Annotated in this window: 17 protein-coding genes; 2 read left to right on the top strand and 15 right to left on the bottom strand. The window is 64.0% G+C overall.

The genetic code is table 11. The features are described 5' to 3' along the window. Window positions 1–30: 30 nt before the first annotated feature. The 7 genes from RCH10_RS07250 to tal all read right to left on the bottom strand — a co-directional run bounded on the left by RCH10_RS07250 (window position 31) and on the right by tal (window position 7,405). The gene (locus tag RCH10_RS07250; RefSeq protein ID WP_187054482.1) at window positions 31–1,071 is read right to left on the bottom strand and encodes an ABC transporter ATP-binding protein; all 1,041 of its coding nucleotides are present in this window, start codon (window positions 1,069–1,071) and stop codon (window positions 31–33) included. 16 nt (window positions 1,072–1,087) lie between these two features. Next, on the bottom strand, window positions 1,088–1,924 hold the full coding sequence (locus tag RCH10_RS07245) for a carbohydrate ABC transporter permease (protein WP_187054481.1): 837 nt from the start codon (window positions 1,922–1,924) through the stop codon (window positions 1,088–1,090). Window positions 1,925–1,933: 9 nt separating this feature from the next. Continuing rightward, a complete protein-coding gene (locus tag RCH10_RS07240; protein ID WP_187054480.1) occupies window positions 1,934–2,791 on the bottom strand; it encodes a carbohydrate ABC transporter permease in 858 nt (285 codons plus the stop codon). A gap of 148 nt (window positions 2,792–2,939) precedes the next feature. After that, window positions 2,940–4,247, bottom strand: a complete 1,308-nt coding sequence (locus RCH10_RS07235; RefSeq protein WP_187054479.1) for a sugar ABC transporter substrate-binding protein — start codon at window positions 4,245–4,247, stop codon at window positions 2,940–2,942. 219 nt (window positions 4,248–4,466) lie between these two features. Next, the gene (locus RCH10_RS07230; protein WP_409051869.1) at window positions 4,467–4,811 is read right to left on the bottom strand and encodes a DUF805 domain-containing protein; all 345 of its coding nucleotides are present in this window, start codon (window positions 4,809–4,811) and stop codon (window positions 4,467–4,469) included. A 75-nt stretch (window positions 4,812–4,886) separates the two neighbouring features. Beyond that, window positions 4,887–6,458, bottom strand: a complete 1,572-nt coding sequence (gene pgi, locus RCH10_RS07225; RefSeq protein ID WP_409051868.1) for a glucose-6-phosphate isomerase — start codon at window positions 6,456–6,458, stop codon at window positions 4,887–4,889. Next, window positions 6,455–7,405, bottom strand: coding sequence for a transaldolase (gene tal / locus RCH10_RS07220; protein WP_409051867.1), 951 nt, complete (start codon window positions 7,403–7,405; stop codon window positions 6,455–6,457). Before tal ends, pgi begins: the two co-directional genes overlap by 4 nt. A gap of 273 nt (window positions 7,406–7,678) precedes the next feature. Here tal and RCH10_RS07215 point away from each other — a divergent pair, with 273 nt between their 5' ends. Beyond that, window positions 7,679–8,371: a lipocalin family protein gene (locus RCH10_RS07215; protein ID WP_409051866.1), complete on the top strand. Its 693-nt coding sequence runs from the start codon at window positions 7,679–7,681 to the stop codon at window positions 8,369–8,371. 8 nt (window positions 8,372–8,379) lie between these two features. Here RCH10_RS07215 and RCH10_RS07210 read toward each other — a convergent pair whose 3' ends face one another. From RCH10_RS07210 to RCH10_RS07195, 4 genes are read right to left on the bottom strand one after another with little or no spacing between them, the layout of a single operon-like run. Continuing rightward, window positions 8,380–9,051, bottom strand: a complete 672-nt coding sequence (locus RCH10_RS07210; RefSeq protein WP_409051865.1) for an HAD family hydrolase — start codon at window positions 9,049–9,051, stop codon at window positions 8,380–8,382. 34 nt (window positions 9,052–9,085) lie between these two features. After that, complete coding sequence (locus tag RCH10_RS07205) at window positions 9,086–10,138, bottom strand: ABC transporter ATP-binding protein (protein ID WP_409051864.1); 1,053 nt, start codon at window positions 10,136–10,138, stop codon at window positions 9,086–9,088. A 13-nt stretch (window positions 10,139–10,151) separates the two neighbouring features. Continuing rightward, complete coding sequence (locus RCH10_RS07200; RefSeq protein WP_409051863.1) at window positions 10,152–12,401, bottom strand: ABC transporter permease; 2,250 nt, start codon at window positions 12,399–12,401, stop codon at window positions 10,152–10,154. A gap of 33 nt (window positions 12,402–12,434) precedes the next feature. After that, complete coding sequence (locus RCH10_RS07195; RefSeq protein ID WP_409051862.1) at window positions 12,435–13,445, bottom strand: ABC transporter substrate-binding protein; 1,011 nt, start codon at window positions 13,443–13,445, stop codon at window positions 12,435–12,437. Between the two features lie 166 nt (window positions 13,446–13,611). Here RCH10_RS07195 and zwf point away from each other — a divergent pair, with 166 nt between their 5' ends. Further along, on the top strand, window positions 13,612–15,087 hold the full coding sequence (gene zwf / locus RCH10_RS07190) for a glucose-6-phosphate dehydrogenase (protein ID WP_409051861.1): 1,476 nt from the start codon (window positions 13,612–13,614) through the stop codon (window positions 15,085–15,087). 20 nt (window positions 15,088–15,107) lie between these two features. Here zwf and RCH10_RS07185 read toward each other — a convergent pair whose 3' ends face one another. From RCH10_RS07185 to RCH10_RS07170, 4 genes are read right to left on the bottom strand one after another with little or no spacing between them, the layout of a single operon-like run. After that, window positions 15,108–15,908 (bottom strand): SDR family oxidoreductase, encoded by an 801-nt coding sequence (locus tag RCH10_RS07185; protein WP_409051860.1) that lies wholly within the window; start codon window positions 15,906–15,908, stop codon window positions 15,108–15,110. Beyond that, the gene (locus tag RCH10_RS07180; RefSeq protein ID WP_409051859.1) at window positions 15,898–16,509 is read right to left on the bottom strand and encodes a cysteine hydrolase family protein; all 612 of its coding nucleotides are present in this window, start codon (window positions 16,507–16,509) and stop codon (window positions 15,898–15,900) included. Before RCH10_RS07180 ends, RCH10_RS07185 begins: the two co-directional genes overlap by 11 nt. Beyond that, entirely contained in the window at window positions 16,506–16,991 is a 486-nt protein-coding gene (locus RCH10_RS07175; protein WP_409051858.1) for an aromatic-ring-hydroxylating dioxygenase subunit beta, read from the bottom strand. The genes RCH10_RS07180 and RCH10_RS07175 overlap by 4 nt, the downstream gene beginning before the upstream one ends. Next, on the bottom strand, window positions 16,988–18,388 hold the full coding sequence (locus RCH10_RS07170) for an aromatic ring-hydroxylating dioxygenase subunit alpha (protein ID WP_409051857.1): 1,401 nt from the start codon (window positions 18,386–18,388) through the stop codon (window positions 16,988–16,990). The genes RCH10_RS07175 and RCH10_RS07170 overlap by 4 nt, the downstream gene beginning before the upstream one ends. Between the last annotated feature and the right edge of the window lie 40 nt (window positions 18,389–18,428).

The following is an 18,428-nucleotide window of genomic DNA, read 5'->3' as shown; positions in this document are numbered from 1 at the left end:
GTGGTCACGATGTCCTTTGCGTTTGGTGCCTCATGCGGCAACCGTTCGGCCTTCTTTGTTGAACAGATGCAGCACCGACGGATCGAGCTCGACGCCGACCTCGTCGCCCACGCGCAGCGGCGTGCGTTCGTTCTGGCGAGCGATCAGCGGTACGCCACCCACGTCGACGTGAATCAAAGTGTCGGCACCGAGTGCTTCGATCAAATCGACGCGGCCGGACACGCCGCCCGGTGCCGCGCCGCGGCCCGGGTGCACACGCAAGCCTTCGGGGCGCACGCCGAGGAAACCGTCCTGCGGCAAACGTCCACCAGTCTGCGACGAGAAGCTCGGGATCGCGGCGGCCGCCACCATGTTCATCGACGGCATGCCGATGAACTGCGCGACGAACTGGTTGGCCGGCCGGTCGTACAGGTCGAGCGGCGAGCCGACCTGTTCGATCAGCCCGTCGCGCAGCACCACCACGCGGTCGGCCAGCGTCATCGCCTCGACCTGGTCGTGCGTGACGTAGATCGTGGTCGCGCCGAGCGCCACGTGCAGCTTGTGGATCTCGACGCGCGTGTTGCCGCGCAATGCGGCGTCGAGGTTGGACAGCGGCTCGTCGAACAGGAACACCTTGGGAGCCCGCACGATGGCGCGGCCGATGGCGACGCGCTGGCGTTGGCCGCCCGACAAGTCCTTGGGCGTGCGGTCGAGATACTGCGTGAGATTGAGCGTGTTGGCCGCGTGCTCGACCTTGGTCTTGATCTCGGCCTTGGACACGCCGGCCAGCTTGAGCGCGAACGACATGTTGTCGTACACGCTCATGTGCGGATAGAGCGCGTAGCTCTGGAACACCATCGCCAGGTCCCGCTTGCCCGATGCGGTGTAGGTGATGTCCTTGCCGTCGAGCAGCAGGTTGCCGCTGGTGATGGGTTCGAGCCCGGCAATGAGCCGCAGCAAGGTCGACTTGCCGCAGCCCGAAGGTCCTACGAAGACGATGAATTCGCCCTTGGCAATTTCGAGATCGACGCCCTTGATGATGTGCGCGTCGCCGAAGCTTTTCTTGATACTTTTGAGTTCGAGGTAGGCCATTGATTCGTCTCCTTGATTACTTCACTGCGCCAAAGGTCAGGCCTTGGACGAGTTGTTTTTGGCTGAACCAGCCGAAGACCACGATGGGCGCGATGGCCATCAGCGAAGCGGCCGACAGCTTGGCCCAGAACAAACCTTCGGGGCTCGAGTACGAAGCGATCAGCGTGGCCAGCGTGCCGGCTTTGGCGGACGTGAGGTTGAGCGCCCAGAAAGCCTCGTTCCAGCTCAGCACCAGACACAGCAGGCCGGTCGATGCGAGGCCGCCGACCGACAGCGGCAGCACCACGTGGCGGAACTCTTTCCAGAGACTGGCGCCGTCCATGCGCGCCGCTTCGAGGATCTCCGGCGGGATGTCCTTGTAGCTGGTGTAGAGCATCCACACCATGATCGGCAGGTTAGACAGCGTGAAGACGATGGTCAGCGCCGTCAGCGAGTCGAGCATGCCGACCGTCTGCGCCATGACATAGATCGGCACCAGCGCGCCGACCGCCGGCATCATCTTGGTCGACAGCATCCACATCAGGATGTCGCGTGTTCGCTTGGTGCGAAAGAACGCCATCGAATATGCGGCGGGCGCCGCGATGAGCAGGCCGATGATGGTCGAGCCCAGGCTGGTGATGAGCGAGTTGCGCGCGTACAGCAGGTAGTCGCTGCGACGCTGCACCTCGGTGAAGTTGTCCATCGTCGGCTCGAAGACGAAGAGCGGCGGCACATGGATCGCCTGCAATTCCGTCTTGAAGGCGGTGAGGAACAGCCAGCCGAGCGGAAAGAACAGGATCAGCGTGACGGCCCACGCACCAACGGTACGCAGCGTCAGCGGCAGAAAATTGCTGGGGGGTTTGGTGACTTGCATGCTTGCCTCTCAGTCCAGGTTCTTGCCGATGATGCGAATCAAAAACACGGCCACGATGTTGGCGAACACCACCGCGAACAGCGCACCGGCGGAGGCCACACCCACGTCGAAATTCATCAGCGACTGCTTGAAGATCAGGTAGGTCATGTTGGTGCTCTCGTTGCCCGGACCGCCGTTGGTGGTGATGGCGATCTCGGCAAAGATGCTGAGCAGAAAGATCATCTCGATCATGATCACCACCGCCATCGGGCGGCCGAGATGCGGGATGGTCAGATAGAAGAATCGCTGCGGCCCGGTCGCGCCGTCCATGCGCGCGGCTTCCATCTGTTCACGGTCGAGCGACTGCAGCGATGTGATGAAAATCAGGCAGGCAAAAGGCAGCCATTGCCATGCCACCATGATGATGATCGAGAACAGCGGCACGTCCGTCAGCCAGTCGACCGGCGTCGCACCGAAGAAGCGCCACAGGTCGGCCAGGACCCCGTAGATCGGGTTCATCATCATGTGCTTCCACAGCAGCGCGTTGACCGCGGGCATGACGAAAAACGGCGAGATGAGCAGCACGCGCACGATGCCGCGGCCCGGAAACGGTTCGTTGACCAGCAAGGCCAGCAGCACCCCGCCCACCACCGTGATGATGATCACGCTGCCGATCAGCATCAGCGTGTTCCACACCGCCGGCCAGAAGTCGGGGTCGGTCACGAAGTAGTGAAAGTTCTCGATGCCGGCGAAGGTGCGCTCGCCCGGCTGCATGAGGTTGTAGTTGACGAACGAGAAGTACAACGTCATCAACAGCGGCACGATCATCCAGAGGAAGAGCGTGAGCACGGCGGGCGCCATGAGGGCGCGCGGCAGTATTCTTTTCATTTTTGTATTCCTCGCTGGCGATTGCCCCCTCTCCCGTTGCGGGAGAGGGTTGGGGTGAGGGAGAGCGACATAGACCACTGTTGATGTGGATACGCCGATGCCCCCTCACCCTGGCCCTCTCCCCGCGAGGAGAGGGGATGAAAACGGACTACTTGTAGTAGCCGCCCTTTTTCATCTCACGCTCGGCCGCGGTCTGCGATGTCTTCAACGCCTGGTCGACAGTGACCTTGCCCGACAGTGCCGCGCTCATCTGCTGGCCCACAGCCACGCCGATCGCCTGGAACTCCGGAATCGCCGCGTACTGCACACCGACGTACGGTGACTTCGGCAGCGTGCTGTCGGTCAGGTTGGCGGTGTCGATGGCCTTCTTCTCGGCTTCTGCGAACTTGGCCACCTTCTGGAATTCAGGGTTGGCATAGGTCGACTTGCGCGTGCCGGTTGGCACCGAAGCCCAGCCCGTTTCCTTGGCGACCAGGTTGATGTAGTCCTTCGACGTTGCCCACTTGATGAACTTCTGCGCAGCTTCATCCTTGCTCGAGCTGGCGGGGATGGCGAGGTTCCACGACCAGAGCCAGTTGGCGCCCTTGGGCGTCGTGGCGGTCGGTGCCTGCGCGAAGGCGACCTTGTCGGCCACCTTCGACTGCTTCGGGTCGCTGATGAAGGATGCCGCGATGGTCGCGTCGACCCATGCAGCGCACTTGCCTTCGTTGAACAGCGCCAGGTTCTCGTTGAAACTGTTGGCCGACGCGCCAGGAGGGCCGTCTTTCTTCATCATGTCGACGTAGAAAGTGACGGCGTCATGCCATGGCTTGGTGTCGATCTGCGGCTTCCATTTCATGTCGAACCACTGGCCACCGTTGGTGTTCACCAGCGTGGTCAGGAAGGCCATGTTGTCGCCCCAACCCGGCTTGCCGCGCAGGCACATGCCGTACACACCCGCCTTCGGGTCGTTGGCCTTGTCGGCGAACGCCCTGACTTCGGTCCACGTTGGGTTGTCGGAGATCTTGATGCCGAGCTTGTCTGCCAGGTCCTTGCGGTACATCAGCATCGAGCTCTCGCCGTAGAACGGTGCGGCATACAGCTTGCCGTCGGTCGAGAGGCCGCTGCGAATCGCGGGCAGCAGGTCGTCGACGTCGTATGCCGCGTCGGTGGCGATGGGCTTGAGCCAGCCCTTCTTCGACCAGATCGGTGTTTCATAGAGGCCGATGGTCATCACGTCGAACTGGCCGCCCTTGGTGGCGATGTCGGTGGTCACGCGCTGGCGCAGGGTGCCTTCTTCGAGCGTCACCCACTTGAGTTTGATGTCGGGGTTTGCCTTCTCAAAGAACGGCGTGAGCTTCTGCATTTCGATCATGTGGCCGTTGTTCACGGTGGCAATGACCAATTCCGTGGCGGCATGGGCGAACCCGGCAGCGGTGAGTGCGAGGACGAGGCCCGCTTTGGCAAAACGCTTCATGAATAGTCTCCTGTTGTGATCAGCGACCACCGATCGCTGTGGGAAGGATTCTGTAGATTGCGGATTGCGGCTTTGGTACTTCGATCGCCACATCCGGTACTTTCATGCATTGATTGGCTAGTGGATTCCCTGATTCGAGCAATACAGGATGTAGTTTGACCCTGGCGACGTGAAAAAGGCCGCGCAAGGCGGCCTTTGGAGGATGCAAGTTTCGAGCGCCTAAACGACCGGTACCGTGGTGGGCGGAGCGCCCCACTGGTTGGTCTCAGGCTGCGACGGCTGCACCGTGAAATACAGGAGGACGAAATTGACGAGCGGAATCAACCCGAGCAGCATCAGCCAGCCGGTCTTGCCGATGTCGTGGAGTCGGCGCGCGCCGACTGCAATGATCGGGACGATGAACACCAGCACCACCAAGCCCTGCACGAAGCGGTGAATCAGCGCGCCGACAAACAAGGCGATCAGATACACGAGGACGAACCACCAATACTCGGATCGCGAAGCACGACCCGTGAAATCGGCAAACTTGGTGAAGCACGTGCGAACAGATTCCGGGATATTCATTCGGCTAACTCCTCTTTGTAGTCCCATGGGAAAACCCCAAAAGGATCAAAAAGGCGGAGTGGCCGTGCAAGCCACTTAAGCTGGCGGACGCAGGCGCTCCAGCAAACCGGCCGTCGAAGCGTCGAGCCCGGACGTGTCCCCCGAAGCCAGCCGCGGCTCGATATCCCGCGCCAGCACCTTGCCGAGTTCCACGCCCCACTGGTCGAAGCTGTTGATGCCCCACAGCGCGCCGCTGGTGAACACGCGATGCTCGTACATCGCCAGGAACGCGCCGAGCGTTTCCGGCGTGAGCTTCTCGAACACGAAGAAAGTGCTGGGCCGATTGCCCGGAAAGTTCTTGTGGCCGCCAGCGTCCTGCTTGCCGACCATCAGCGCCTGCGCCTGCGCGATGCAGTTGGCCAGCAGCTTCGGGTGATGCCCATCGAGATCGTGCGATGCATCGCGCACGCCGATGAACTCGAGCGGCGTCACGTCGGTGCCCTGGTGCAACATTTGAAAGTACGCGTGCTGCCCGTTGGTGCCCGGCTCGCCCCACAACACCGGCGACGTACCGAAAGGCAGCAGCTTGCCGTCGAGGTCGACCTGCTTGCCGTTGCTCTCCATCTCGAGCTGCTGCAGGTACGCCGGCAAGCGCTTCAACGCGCTGTGATACGGCGCGATGCTGCGCGTGGTGAAGCGATGGAAGTTGCGATACCAGACATCGAGCAGCCCGAGCCGCACCGGCAAGTTCTGCGCCAGCGGCGCGGTGCGAAAGTGCTCGTCCATCGCGTGTGCGCCGGCCAGCAGCGCACGAAAGCCGTCGGCACCGATGGCCAGCGCGATCGGCAACCCGATGGCGGACCACAACGAGTAGCGCCCGCCGACCCAATCCCAAAAGCCGAAAGTGGTGTCGATGCCGAAGGCTTTGGCCGCTTCGACATTGGTCGTGAGCGCCGCGAAATGCTGCGCGATGTCGACGCCGCCGGCCTGCTCGAACCAGCGCTTGGCCGACTGTGCGTTGGTCATCGTCTCGGCGGTGGTGAAGGTCTTCGACGCGATCAGGAACAGCGTGTGTTCCGGGGCCAGACCCTTGAGCACGCCGGCCAGTTCGTGGCCGTCGACGTTCGAGACGAAGTGAAAACGCTTGCCCGGCGCAACGTACTCGGCCATGGCCAGCACCGCCATCTGCGGGCCGAGATCGGAGCCACCGATACCGATGTTGACCACGTCGGTGATCGTGTGATCGGCGCGTACCTTTTCGGCGTATGCCAGCATCGCATCGAGCGTAGCGTGCACCTCGGCCAGCTTGCCGGTCATGCCTTTGGTGGCCGGCGCGCGCAGCAGCGTGTGCAGCACGGCGCGGTCTTCGGTGGTGTTGATGTGGTCACCGGCGAACATCGCGTCTCGGTGCGCTTCGAGGCCGCATTCGCGTGCCAGCGCCAGCAACAACTTTTCAGTTGCCGCATCGGTCAGGTTCTTCGACATGTCGGCGAAGACATGAGGCGCCGACTGGCTCAGCGAGGCGACGCGCTGCGGGTCCGATGCAAAAGCTTCGCGCAAATCGAGCGACTTGCCGGACGCTTCGAAGTGCGCCTGCAACGCGGCCCAGGTCGGCGCGTTGTCGGCCCGCAAGTAGCCAGATGCCAGGGGCACGCCTGCGGCGCTCACTTGGCCTCCATCAACTTTTCAAGCTTGATCGCATCGGCGGCGAAGGCACGAATACCCTCGGCCAGTTTCTCGGTGGCCATCGCATCCTCGTTCATCGCAAAGCGGAACCCTGGCTCGTCGTAGGAAGCCGGCTGGATATCGAGCTTGGCCGCAGCCGACGCATCGAGTGCATGCGGCAACGGCGCTTCGCTCGCCGCCAGTTCGCCCAGAAGCTCGGGGCTGATGGTCAACAGGTCGCAGCCCGCCAGCGCGGCGATCTGGCCAACGTTGCGAAAGCTCGCACCCATCACTTCGGTCTTGATGCCCTGGCTCTTGTAGTAATCGAAAATCTGCTGGACCGACTTCACGCCCGGGTCGTTGGCGCCCGCGTTGGCGGCCTCCTCCCACTTGGCGCCACCTGTCTTTTTGTACCAGTCGTAGATGCGCCCGACGAAGGGCGAGATCAGCTTGACCTTGGCCGCGCCGCACGCCACCGCTTGCGCGTACGAGAACAGCAGCGTGAGGTTGCAGTTGATGCCCTTCAGCTGGAGCTGCCGGGCGGCCTCGATGCCTTCCCACGTCGACGCAACCTTGATGAGCACGCGCTTTTCGACGTCGATGCCTTCTGCGCGATACAGCGCCACGATGCGGTCGGCCCGTGCCACCGTCGCAGCGGTATCGAAACTGAGTCGTGCATCGACTTCGGTCGAAACGCGGCCCGGAATGATCGACAGGATCTCGGTGCCGAAGCGCACCAGAAGCCGATCGATCACCTCGTCGATCGGCTTGCCCTTGAATTTGGAAACCGCTTCGTCGAGCAGCGGTCGGTAGTCCGGCTTTTGCACGGCCTTCAGGATGAGCGACGGATTGGTCGTCGCGTCCTGCGGTTTGTACTGCACGAATTGCCGAAAGTCACCGGTGTCGGCGACCACGGTGGTCCATTGGCGAAGGGCGTCGAGTTGGTTCATCGAAACATTATCCTGCGCGATGTTGACGAATGCTTGTACCGGGATGAGCGGCCTGCATGTTTTGATGCAGCCTGCGGGATTCAAAGTCACCGGCAGATAGCGCCGATGCCGACAGTCCCCGTGGTTCGTCACCGACACCGCCTCGAGCGTGTGCGGTTCAGTATCTGGAAACCGTTACATCAGGAGGATTCAATGTCCTTTCGCCGCAGCCGCGAGCCGCTCCCGTCGTCAGCTTCTCGAACCCGTTTGGGATCCGAAGACCATTCCCGCAACGTGTCCATCGGAACCCTTGCGGCCGCCTTCTGCGTGGGCGGGTTCCTGACGCTGATCGCGTTGACCAGCGCACGAACTGCACGCGCTCAAGCCATGGGCGGCCCGGCAGACGGCGCGCCGTTGATGCGGGCACCGCTGCAAGTCGTGGCACCTGTCGACCTCAAGCGCTACTCGGGCGTCTGGCACGAACAGGCCAGGCTGCCCAACCGGTTCGAAAAGAAGTGCACCGGCCCGGTGTCGGCCGACTACACGCAGCTGGCCGACGGCACATTCGAGGTGCGCAACCGCTGCATGCTGGCCGACGGTAGTTTCGACGAAGCGGTGGGCTCTGCACACGTCGTTCCAGTGATCGGCCAGCCCGGCGCAGGCAGGTTGAAAGTGCGCTTTGCACCCGCTTGGCTAAGTTGGCTGCCGGCAGTTTGGGGCGACTACTGGATCCTGAAGCTCGACCGCGACTACCAGGTCGCGCTGGTCGGCACGCCGGATCGCGACTACCTCTGGGTGCTGTCGCGCGCGCCGCGGGTCGACGAGGCAACGCTTGCCGCCGAACTCGAATACGCACGGACTCTGGGGTTCGATGTCGACAAGGTGGTGCGAACTGGCGAGCCGGTGGGGTCGGCGGCTTTCACGCCGACGTCGGGCAGCCGGTCGACGTTGCCACAGAAGCGCGCAGTCACCACCACAACTCCCTGACGGTCGCCTCAGATCCGACGATTGACGTCGTGGCAGCGGTCCCCTGTGGTCCCCGACAACGCAGTCATCTGACGGGCCAACTGTTCAGGGAGCGCAGTCGGCGACTCGCAATGCACGGCGTGCCAACCGAACGCACGTGCTGCGTCCACATTCGCCCTGGAATCGTCGATGAACACGGTCATCTGGGGCTTCAGCACAAAACGATCTGCCAGCAACGCGTAGATCTCGCGCTGCGGCTTGAGCAGCTTGACATCACCTGAAAAAATGCCGCCGTCGAACCACTGCAGGAACGACATCCGCCGCTCCAGCGCGCGCGCATACGGCACCGGCATGTTCGACAGGTAATACAGCTTCAGGGCTTCGCCGGCATCACGGCGCTGGCGCAGCCCTTTGAGCAGTTCGACCGTGACCGCGATCGGCGCCAGCCGCTCGCCCATCGGGGCCAGCAACGCGTCGAGCTTGTCGGCCGGCAGGCCCAGGCGCGTCGCCATCAGACCGATCGCAACATCTAGCGGATGGGTGCCGCGGTCGAAGCCGAGCCAGTCTTCATGGTGAAACATGTCGCGCGCCAGCGCGTGTGCGCCCTCGGCGGTCGGTGCATGGGCGCCGAGGTGCGCCTGCACCAGCACCACGGGCTCCCAGGTCAACAGCACGGCGCCCAGATCGAAAACGATATTCATGCCGCCATTGGACCGCAGGAGCCACCCGGCGCTCTCAAGCCGCCGCGGGCACCACCGAAACGCCATGGTTGCCAAGCGACAACGTTGTCTTTACGCCGGCAGCCAACGGACGCGCGAGGTCGTAAGACACCACGAACACCGCACCGAGCGCCGTGTCGAAGACGTACTCGTAGAAGCTGCCGAGGTAGGTCGCCTTGCGCAGCGTCGCCTCGATGCCGACGGCCGAGCCGAGGAGCCAAGCCTCCGGCCGCACGGCCACCTTGACCACGCCCGGCGCAACATTGCCATAACGCGACCCCAGCGTGAGCGGGCCGAGCGTGACCACGCCATCGGGCTGCGCCATGGCCGGGAACACCATCGCCTCGTCCATGAAGCCGGCGACGAATTCGCTTTCAGGCTTGCCGTAGAGCTGCTCGGGCGTGCCGCGTTGCGCGATGACGCCTTCGTCCATCACGATGATCTGGTCGCTCACCGCCAGCGCCTCGCTCTGGTCGTGCGTGACATAGGCGACCGTCAGCTTCAGCCGTTGCTGCAGCGTGCGGATCTCTTCGCGCATCTCGCGGCGCAGGCGGGCGTCGAGGTTCGACAACGGCTCGTCGAACAACAGCACCGCGGGCTCCAGCACCAGCGCGCGCGCCAGCGCCACGCGTTGCTGCTGTCCGCCGGACAACTCGCTGGGCAAACGCGTGTCGAAGCCGACAAGTCCGACACCGCGCAAGGCCTCGCGCGCACGCGACGTCGCCTCGTCTTTCTTGACGCCGCTCATGCGCAAACCGTAGGCGACGTTCTGGATCACGTCCATGTGCGGAAAGAGCGCGTAGCTCTGGAACATCATGCTGACGTTGCGCTCGGCCGGCCCGAGCGTCGTGACGTCGCGGCCACCCATGAAGATCGAGCCCGAGGTCGGCGATTCGAGACCCGCGATCATGCGCAGCGTGGTCGTCTTGCCGCAGCCCGACGGACCCAGGATGGTGGTCAGCGTGCCTTGCGGCACCTCGAAGCTGATCCCTTTGACCGCGAGTGGCGCGTTGGCGTCGCTGCCGTAGCGCTTGGAGACGTTGCGAAATTCGATGCCGTGGGTCGTCATGACTGCCTCGTGTTCAGTGTGCCGGCAACGCGGGTGCGGCCACGGTCTTCGTGTCCGCCCCCGTGCTTGCCCCATCGGCGCCGCGCCGCCCCAGCCTGCGCTCGCCGACCGCCCAATGGATCAGCGCGATGACCGCCGACATCAGCACGATCAGCACCGTGCAGTACGCGAGCGCAACGCCGTAGTCGCCATTGCCGACGCGGCCGATGATGTAGGTCGTCGCCAGTTCGTTCTCGGCCGTGACGAGAAAAATCACGGCACTCACCGTCGTCATCGCCCGCACGAAGCTGTAGACCAGCGCAGCCACCAGCGCGGGCTTCAACAGCGGCAGCACGATCTTGAAGAGCGTTTGCGAAGTCGATGCGCGCAGCATCAGCGAGGCCTCGTCCAGCGAGCGGTCGAGCTGCTTGAAAGCCGCGGTGCCGGCGCGCACGCCGACCGGCAAATTGCGAAACATGAAGCACAGCACGATGATGAGTCCGGTGCCGGTGAGCTCCAGCGGCGGCACGTTGAAAGCCAGGATGTAGCTCACACCCAGCACCGTGCCCGGTATCGCAAATGCCAGCAATGCCGCGAACTCGAACAACCCCTGCCCCTTGAACTCGTTGCGCGCCAGGAGCCAGGCGATCAGCAAGCCGAGCGATGCGGTGATCGGTGCCGAAATGCCGGCCAGCTTGAGCGTGGTGAAGAGTGAGTTCCACGCGGTCCCGGCCCACACCAGTCCGAACTGCCCCCACTCGAGCGAGAACGCCGTCTTGAAGTGGGCGAGCGTCGGGCTGTAGTCGCGGCCCCAGGTCTGCACGAAGCCCCCGGCAAAAGCGAACAGATAGACCACCAACGTGAACACGATCCAAGGAAAGGCGATGGCGTAGATCGTGCGCCGCACCCCATCGGGCAGCGGCATCGCGATACCGGCATCGCCCTTGCCGCTGACCGTGGTGAAGTTTTGTTTGCCGAGCAGGCCGCGCTGCAGCGCGAAAACGCCGAGCGCGAAGAAGGTGAGGATCCAGGCCAGAGAAGCCGCCCGCCCCGGATCGTTCTGCGCGCCGACGATGGCGAAGAACACATCGGTCGCCAGCACCGAGAAATCGCCACCCACCACCACCGGATTGCCGAAGTCGGCCATGCTCTCGATGAAGCCGACCAAAAACGCATTGGCAAGCCCCGGCTTCAGTAACGGCAGCGTGATGGTGAAGAAGGTGCGACGCCGGTCGGCGCGCAACATTTGCGCGGCTTCTTCGAGGCTCGGCGCGATGCCCTGCACCACGCCGCGCATGATCATGAAAGCGATGGGCGTGAAGGCAAAGAGCTGCGCGATGATCAGGCCCTTGAGCCCGTAGAACCAGCGTGACGGCTCGATGCCGAACCCGCTTTCCAGCAACTGGTTGACGACCCCGGCGCGGCCGAACAACAGGATGAGCCCGAGCCCGACGACGAACGGCGGCGTGATGATCGGCAACACCGCGAGCACGCGCAACGGGCTTTGCCAGCGCCTGTGCCCGCGCTCGGCCATCAGCGCCATCGACGTGCCTAGAAAGGTGGTGCCAACGGCGGTGACCAGCGCCAGCGCCAGTGTGTTCCATGCGACGCCGCAGCGCAGCCCGCCGGCCAGACAACTCAGGCCCCAGATACGCTCCATGAAGACACGGCCGACGAAGGCCGACAGCGACGCATGGCCGTCTTCGTCGAAGAAGGCGCCGGCCAGCGCCTTGCTCACCGGATAGGCGATGAAGAGCGCCATCAGCACGCCGCAGCCGATGACCGCTCCCGAGACGAACAGATCGCCCTTGAAGAAGCCGAGCCGCGCCAGCCCGAAGGCGCACAGCAGGATGAGCGCGAGCAACGCCACGAAGCCGCCGGCACCGATGCCGAACTGATTGACCGCGAGCTCGCCGAAAGCGCTGTTGAGCCAGCCCGCGCTCCAGCCCCGGGCACCGATCAGGAAGCCGGCGAGCGAAATGCCAACCGCGCCGACGAGCCCGCCGACGAGCAGCCAGCGGCCCTGCGCACGGCCGGCTGGCAGCAGCGCACCGATGGTGCACAGCGCAAGCCCGACGACGCCCGCGAACAACCAGACCCGCCCGTGCGTTGCCGCCTGCAACACACCGTTGGCAGCCTCGTCGCCGCTGAAGATTCGGGGCAATGCTTCGTACCAGCTGGTGTCCTGAATGGCGTACCACGGCAGGACCACGTAGCCGAAAAATCCCGCCGCGAGACAGAGCCAGATCGCGGCGTTGCGCTTGCCCTTCACATCACGCTTCATCGCGCTTGACTGGGTGCGTACTCGAGCCGTCAATCAATGCGGAAGCGAGTTGACGTCTTTTTCCCAACGCGCGATCAGCCGGCGACGCTCCGCGCTCTCACCGTACTTCTTGTAGTCGTAATTGATGAGCTTGATCTTCTTGAAGTCGGGCACGTTGGCATCGACCGGCGTCGCCCTGTTCGATGGCAACTGGTACTGCTTGGCGGCAGCGCCGAAGGTCTGCGCCTGCGGCGTCAGCGCCCACTCGTAGAACTTCTTGGCCTGCTCCAGATTGCGTGCACCCTTGACGATGCTCATCGAGCCGATCTCGGCGCCGGTGCCTTCGCTCGGCGTGGCGGTCTCGACCGGAAAGCCCTGCATCTTTTCTTGCGGCGCGTCGTGCACGAAGCTGATCGACACCGCCGTTTCACCGCGTGCCACCGCCTTGATCGGGCCGGTGCCCGAGCGGGTGTACTGGCTGACGTTCTTGTGCAGCGCCTTGAGATAATCGAAGGCTTTGTCTTCGCCCATAAGTTGCACCAGCGTGGCGATCATCGTGTAGGCCGTGCCGCTCGATGCCGGGTTGGCGACCTGGATGTCACCCTTGTATTCGGGCTTGAGCAAGTCGGCCCAGCTGGTCGGTGCAGCCAGCTTTTTCTTCTTCAGCAGCTCGGTGTTGTAGCCGAAGCCGAGCGGTCCGGAGTAGATGCCGACGGTCTTGTAGCCCGACTGTTGCGCCTGCTGCTGCGCCCACGGATAAAGCTGCGGCAACGACGGCGATTTGTATTCGAGCGTGAGGCCCGATTCAGCCGCCTGCAGGTGCGGGTCGCCGGTGCCGCCGAACCAGACATCCGTCTTCGGGTTGTCCTTTTCCGCGACGAGTTGGGCCAGTGCCTCGCCCGAGCCCTTGAGCGCCAGGTTGATCCTGACGCCAGTGGTCTTTGCGTAGACCGTGGCGATCATGTTGCACCAATCGGCCTGCACCGAGCAGATCACGTTGACTTGCTGGGCCGACGCCGCACCAGACGCAACGAGCAATACCACCGTACCAAGAAGTTTTTTCATGTGACCTTACGCCCGACGTTGATCCTGCACCGCAAACAAAATGGCCCACTCGGGCCACGGGTCAGCCTATCAAAGTCAGCGCGTTTTCAGCATCGGTACAACTACCATTAAAGTGATGCATGGTCACCCGTGCCACCCTTCTCCACCACCCACACAAGTCACCCCCATGAGTTTCGATCTCGTTTTGTTCGGCGGCACCGGCGACCTGGCATGGCGCAAGCTGATGCCGGCGCTGTTCCAGGCATTCCGACATGGCAGCCTTCCGGCCGAGGGCCGCATCATCGGCGTCTCGCGCGAAGACCTCACAGAAGACGCCTATCGTGAACTGATCCGCTCGCGCTTCAAAGCCGTCGAAGGCGCCAAGCGGCCGAGCGAAGAGGAGTTCAAAAAGTTTTCCGAGATGCTGACGTTCCAGCGCATGGACCTGTCCAAGCCCTCCGACTACGCACAGCTCGCCGACCTGCTCAAAACGCGCAACGCCGAAACCGTGGTGATGTACGTCGCAACCGCGCCTTCGCTCTTCACGCAGGTGGTCGAGCAGATCGCCGCGGCCGGCCTCAACGGTCCGCAAACCCGCGTGGTGCTCGAGAAGCCGCTGGGCCACGACCTCGCATCGAACCAGGCGATCAACGCGGCCGTGCGCAAGGTGCTGCACGAGAACCAGGTGTTCCGCATCGATCACTACCTCGGCAAACCGTCGGTGCAAAACCTGTTCGCGCTGCGCTTCGGCAACTCGCTGTTCGAGCCGATCTGGCGCCGCGAGCACATCGCCAACATCCAGATCACCATCGCGGAGGACCTGGGCGTCGAGAAGCGCGGGGCCTTCTATGACCAGACCGGCGCCTTGCGCGACATGGTGCAGAACCATGCGCTGCAGCTGGTGTGCGCCATCGGCATGGAGCCACCGATCAACGCGCACGCCGATGCCATTCGCGACGAAAAGCTGAAGGTGTTGCGCTCGCTGAAGCGCTGGACGCCCGAGACGCTGGGCCTGCATGCGATTCGCGGGCAGTACACCGCGGGCACGGCCTACGGTGAACGCGTGCCGGGCTACAAGGAAGAAGCCGGCGTGCCGCCCGACAGCCGCACCGAAACCTTCGTGGCGCTGCGCACCGAGATCGAGAACTGGCGCTGGGCCGGCGTGCCGATCTACATTCGCACCGGCAAGCGGCTGGGCTCGCGAGACGCTCGCATCGAGATGAACTTTCGGCCAGCTCCGCATGCGATCTTTCGCACGCCGGTCGGTGTCGCGAACAAGCTGGTCATCAACCTGCAACCGAAAGACGGACTCGAACTGCATCTGCTCGCCCAGGCGCAAGACCAGCGCGTCACCATCAAGGGCGGCGTGCGCAGCGACATGGTGCCGCTGGCGCCGGTGCAGCTCGACCTCGACTTCGACAAGCGATTCGGCGCAGAACGCGTGGGCGCGTATGAGCGCCTGCTGCTCGACGTGATCGCCGGCCGGCTGAATCTTTTCGTGCGCAGCGACGAGCAGGAAGAAGCGTGGCGCTGGGTCGAACCGCTGATCGACAGTTGGGGTGCCGACGGCGCACCGCGCCCATACGCCGCGGGCACTTGGGGGCCGAGCGCATCGAGCGCGATGATCGCCCGCGACGGCTTTGCCTGGGGCGAAGAGCAGTAAGCGTTTTCGGGCTTGTCGACTCAGGTACCGCGTTCGAACCAGTCGCGTGCCGAACGGCCCTGGTCCGGGCCGAGCATCGAAAAACCGCCGTCTACCGGTATGTCGGCACCGGTGACGAAGCGCGCTGCATCCGAACAAAGGAAAAGCACCACCTGCGCCACATCGTCGGCGTCGCCGGCACGGCCGAGCGGGTGCAGGGGCGCGGCCATGGCGTCGGCCCGCGCCCTGTCGCCACCGGCCATGCGCGACAGCGCGTCCGACCACGTCCAGCCCGGCGACACCGAGTTGACGCGCACGCGCTGTGGCGCCAGCGTCGCGGCCTGGTTGCGGGTGAGCTGCAGGATGGCCGCCTTGGCTGCCGGATAGAGAGCACGACCGGTCGTACCGAACTTGCCGCCGACGCTGCCCATGTTGATGACCGCACCGCCTTGCTTCGCCAGCTCGGCGCTGGCCTTGTGGACCAGCAACGCGCCAGATACGAGATTGATGTCGAGCGCATGGAGCCATTCGGCGCGGCTCGCCTCGGCGCCACGGTCGCCGTAGAACACGGCGTTGTTGACGACGAAGTCGATGCGGCCGGCGAAGTCGAGCGCCGATTGAATCAACGCATCGAGTACCGCGTCGGAGCCGATGTCGCCATGCACGAAGCGGCAACGCGGGCCCAGCGCCGCATGCAACGCGCGGCCGCGGGCTTCGTCGATATCCGCCGCCAGCACATAGGCGCCTGCATCAACGAAGGCGCGTGCGATGGCGGCACCGATGCCGGCCGACGCGCCGGTGACGATCGCCAATCTGCCTTCGAGCTGGCCGTCATGCGTCATTGCACCGCCTCACGGTGCGTTGCCATTGTGCCACTGCCTCATCGACCGTCACGATGTCGGCCAGCAACGACAGCGTCTCAAGGCTCGCAGCATGCAGATGCGGCTTGGCGGTGCTGCACGCATCGCCGACCACGGCCACGTCGTAACCCAGATCGCTCGCATGGCGCGCGCCGTGCTCGACCACGTAGTTGGTCGCGATGCCCGCCATGTAGAGCCGCGTGGCCCCTGTGCGCTGCACCACGGCTTCTAGATCCGTGGCCCAGAACGGGTTGTCGCGCTGGTGCGTGACGATGGCTTCGCCGCCGTTCGGCGCCAGCGTCGCGAAGAAGTCGGCGCCCCATTGGCCTTCCTGCACCGCGCCGCTTTTTGCGACGTTGCGAAACAGCGCGCAGTTGGTGAGGCAGTCGGCATAACCGGGCGAGAACGCGATACGAACCGAGATCACTGGCACGCCGTTGGCGCGGGCACCGGCGATCAGGCGCGCCGCCGCTTCGATCAGCAGCGTGCGCTTGGGGTCGTCCGCCGCGACACCGACGCGCACCTTGCCATCCGGATGGAGCACGTCGTTCTGGTAGTGCATGGCGAGCAAGGCGGCCTTCACATGAACACCTCGAGCGCTTCGTGCGGCGCCTCGCAATTGAGCAGATCGACGCGCTTCATGCGAATGCGAAAGCTGTCGCCCTCGCGTTGCAGGGTGTGCAGCACGCTGCCGCCGAAAGCGCGTTGCGCGTCCTTGCGCCATTCGAGCAAATGAAAGGTCGAGTAGACGATGCAGCCATCCGCCGCGCGCGATTCGAGCGCGATGTTGCCGATGACGTGCGAGGTGCGCGTGGCGGGCTGCTGCGAATAGGCGCGCACCTGCGACAGCCGGCGCACGCGCATCGAGCGCAGCAAGGCGTCGTCGCAAAAGAGCGAGGCGTGGTCGAGGTGGTCGGTCTGTCCGCGCACCAGCGGCATCCAGTACAAGCCGTCAGGCGTGAAGAGGTCCATCCATTCGGCCCAACGGTGCTCGTCGAGCAGCCGCGCCTCGTGGTGCAGGAACTGCGTGATGTGCTGCTGCTCTTGCCAGTCTGTAAAGTTCATGCGGCATCTTTCAGCAGACCGTGCTTTGTCGGCTCGGTTGCCATGTAGCCGGCCCACGCGCGGAACATGTTGCGCATCGGCATCTCGCTGTTGCCGTTGGATGCACGGCCACCGGGCAACGCCTCTTCGCGTCCTGCCGCGCGGTGCAGGCTGACCCAGTCGCCACCGTCGGAGCCCAGGCCTTCCTGCACGCGGTTGTAAGCCTCCAGGTCATCGGGCATCACGGTCGACGACGGCGAGTTGATGACGTTGGTGTACTTGAGCGCGCGTCGGAAAGTGGCATCCGGCGCGCCCTTCAACCTGAAGGTGAAGATCTCGACCAGCGTGCGGTCGACCGACAGCGGCCGGATCACGCGAATCTGCTGGAACGAGGTGTGCGGCGAACAGCTCGGATAGACGATGGTGTTGTGTCGGTTCACCCGCAGGATCTCGTCGGCACGCGCCGCGCCCTGGCGGGCTTCGAGCGATGCGACATACGCCAGGCTCACCGGATCTTTGGGCGGCGTGAAGATGCCTTCCATGTAGCCGTGGCCGCCGTCGTAGCCCTTGAGCTCCAGCCTCTCCCAGAACTCCAGCGGCTCGCCGTTGCCGTCGACGATGACGATCTCGAAAGGCTTTTGCGTGCCCTCGGGCATCGACTCGAACTCTTCCTTGGCGGCGCGCCACGACGATTCGTGCGTGGCGACCGCATGGATGGTGTCGTGCAGGTTCTCGAAAAAGATCTTCCAGTTGTTGCGCTGGATGACGCGCTGCACGCCGCCGGCCACCTCGACTTCGCCATCGGGTGCCCGGTCGCAAAAGTTGTCGAGAGAGGTCGCCACGCCGCCGAGAAATTCGGGCAGATCGGGCCCGTCGGCGGCCAGGCTGGCAAAGACGAAGCCGCGATACGTCGCCACGCGCGCCACCTTGCGCACGCCGTTCTCGCGGTCTTTCAAGTCCATCGCAGTGTCTTCGTAGCCGCTGCGCAAAGGCACCGCCAGCAGGCTGCCGTCGCACTTGAAAGTCCAGCCGTGGTACAGGCAACGCAGGAACTTTCCGGCACTGCCGCTGCCGTCCGGCACGATCTTCGCGCCCTTGTGCGGGCAGCGGTTGTAGAGCACATGGACCGCGCCGTCGGAGTGCCGCAGCATGACGACCGGCTCGCGCCCGAGCCGCGTGGTGAAGTAGTCGCCAGTGTTCGGCACCTGGCTCTCGTGACCGACGTAGAGCCAGGCCTGGCCAAAAACGCGGTCCATCTCGAGCTCGAAAATTTCGGGGTCGGTGTAGACGCTTTTGTGGACGCGGTCGACCTGCACGAGCGTGTGGGGCGCCGCGTTTTTCTGGGCATGCGCCGTTGGATAGAAGCGCACTTCTTGTTGGACTTGTCGTTCGACTGCAATGTCGGTTTGGTTCTGCATGGGAGGCTCGCTTTCTAACTACGAACACAGCTGCATTCTG

This window comes from Variovorax sp. GrIS 2.14 (assembly GCF_046115955.1).
Classification (GTDB): domain Bacteria; phylum Pseudomonadota; class Gammaproteobacteria; order Burkholderiales; family Burkholderiaceae_C; genus Variovorax.
This window is presented reverse-complemented; position numbering and strand designations above follow the sequence as displayed.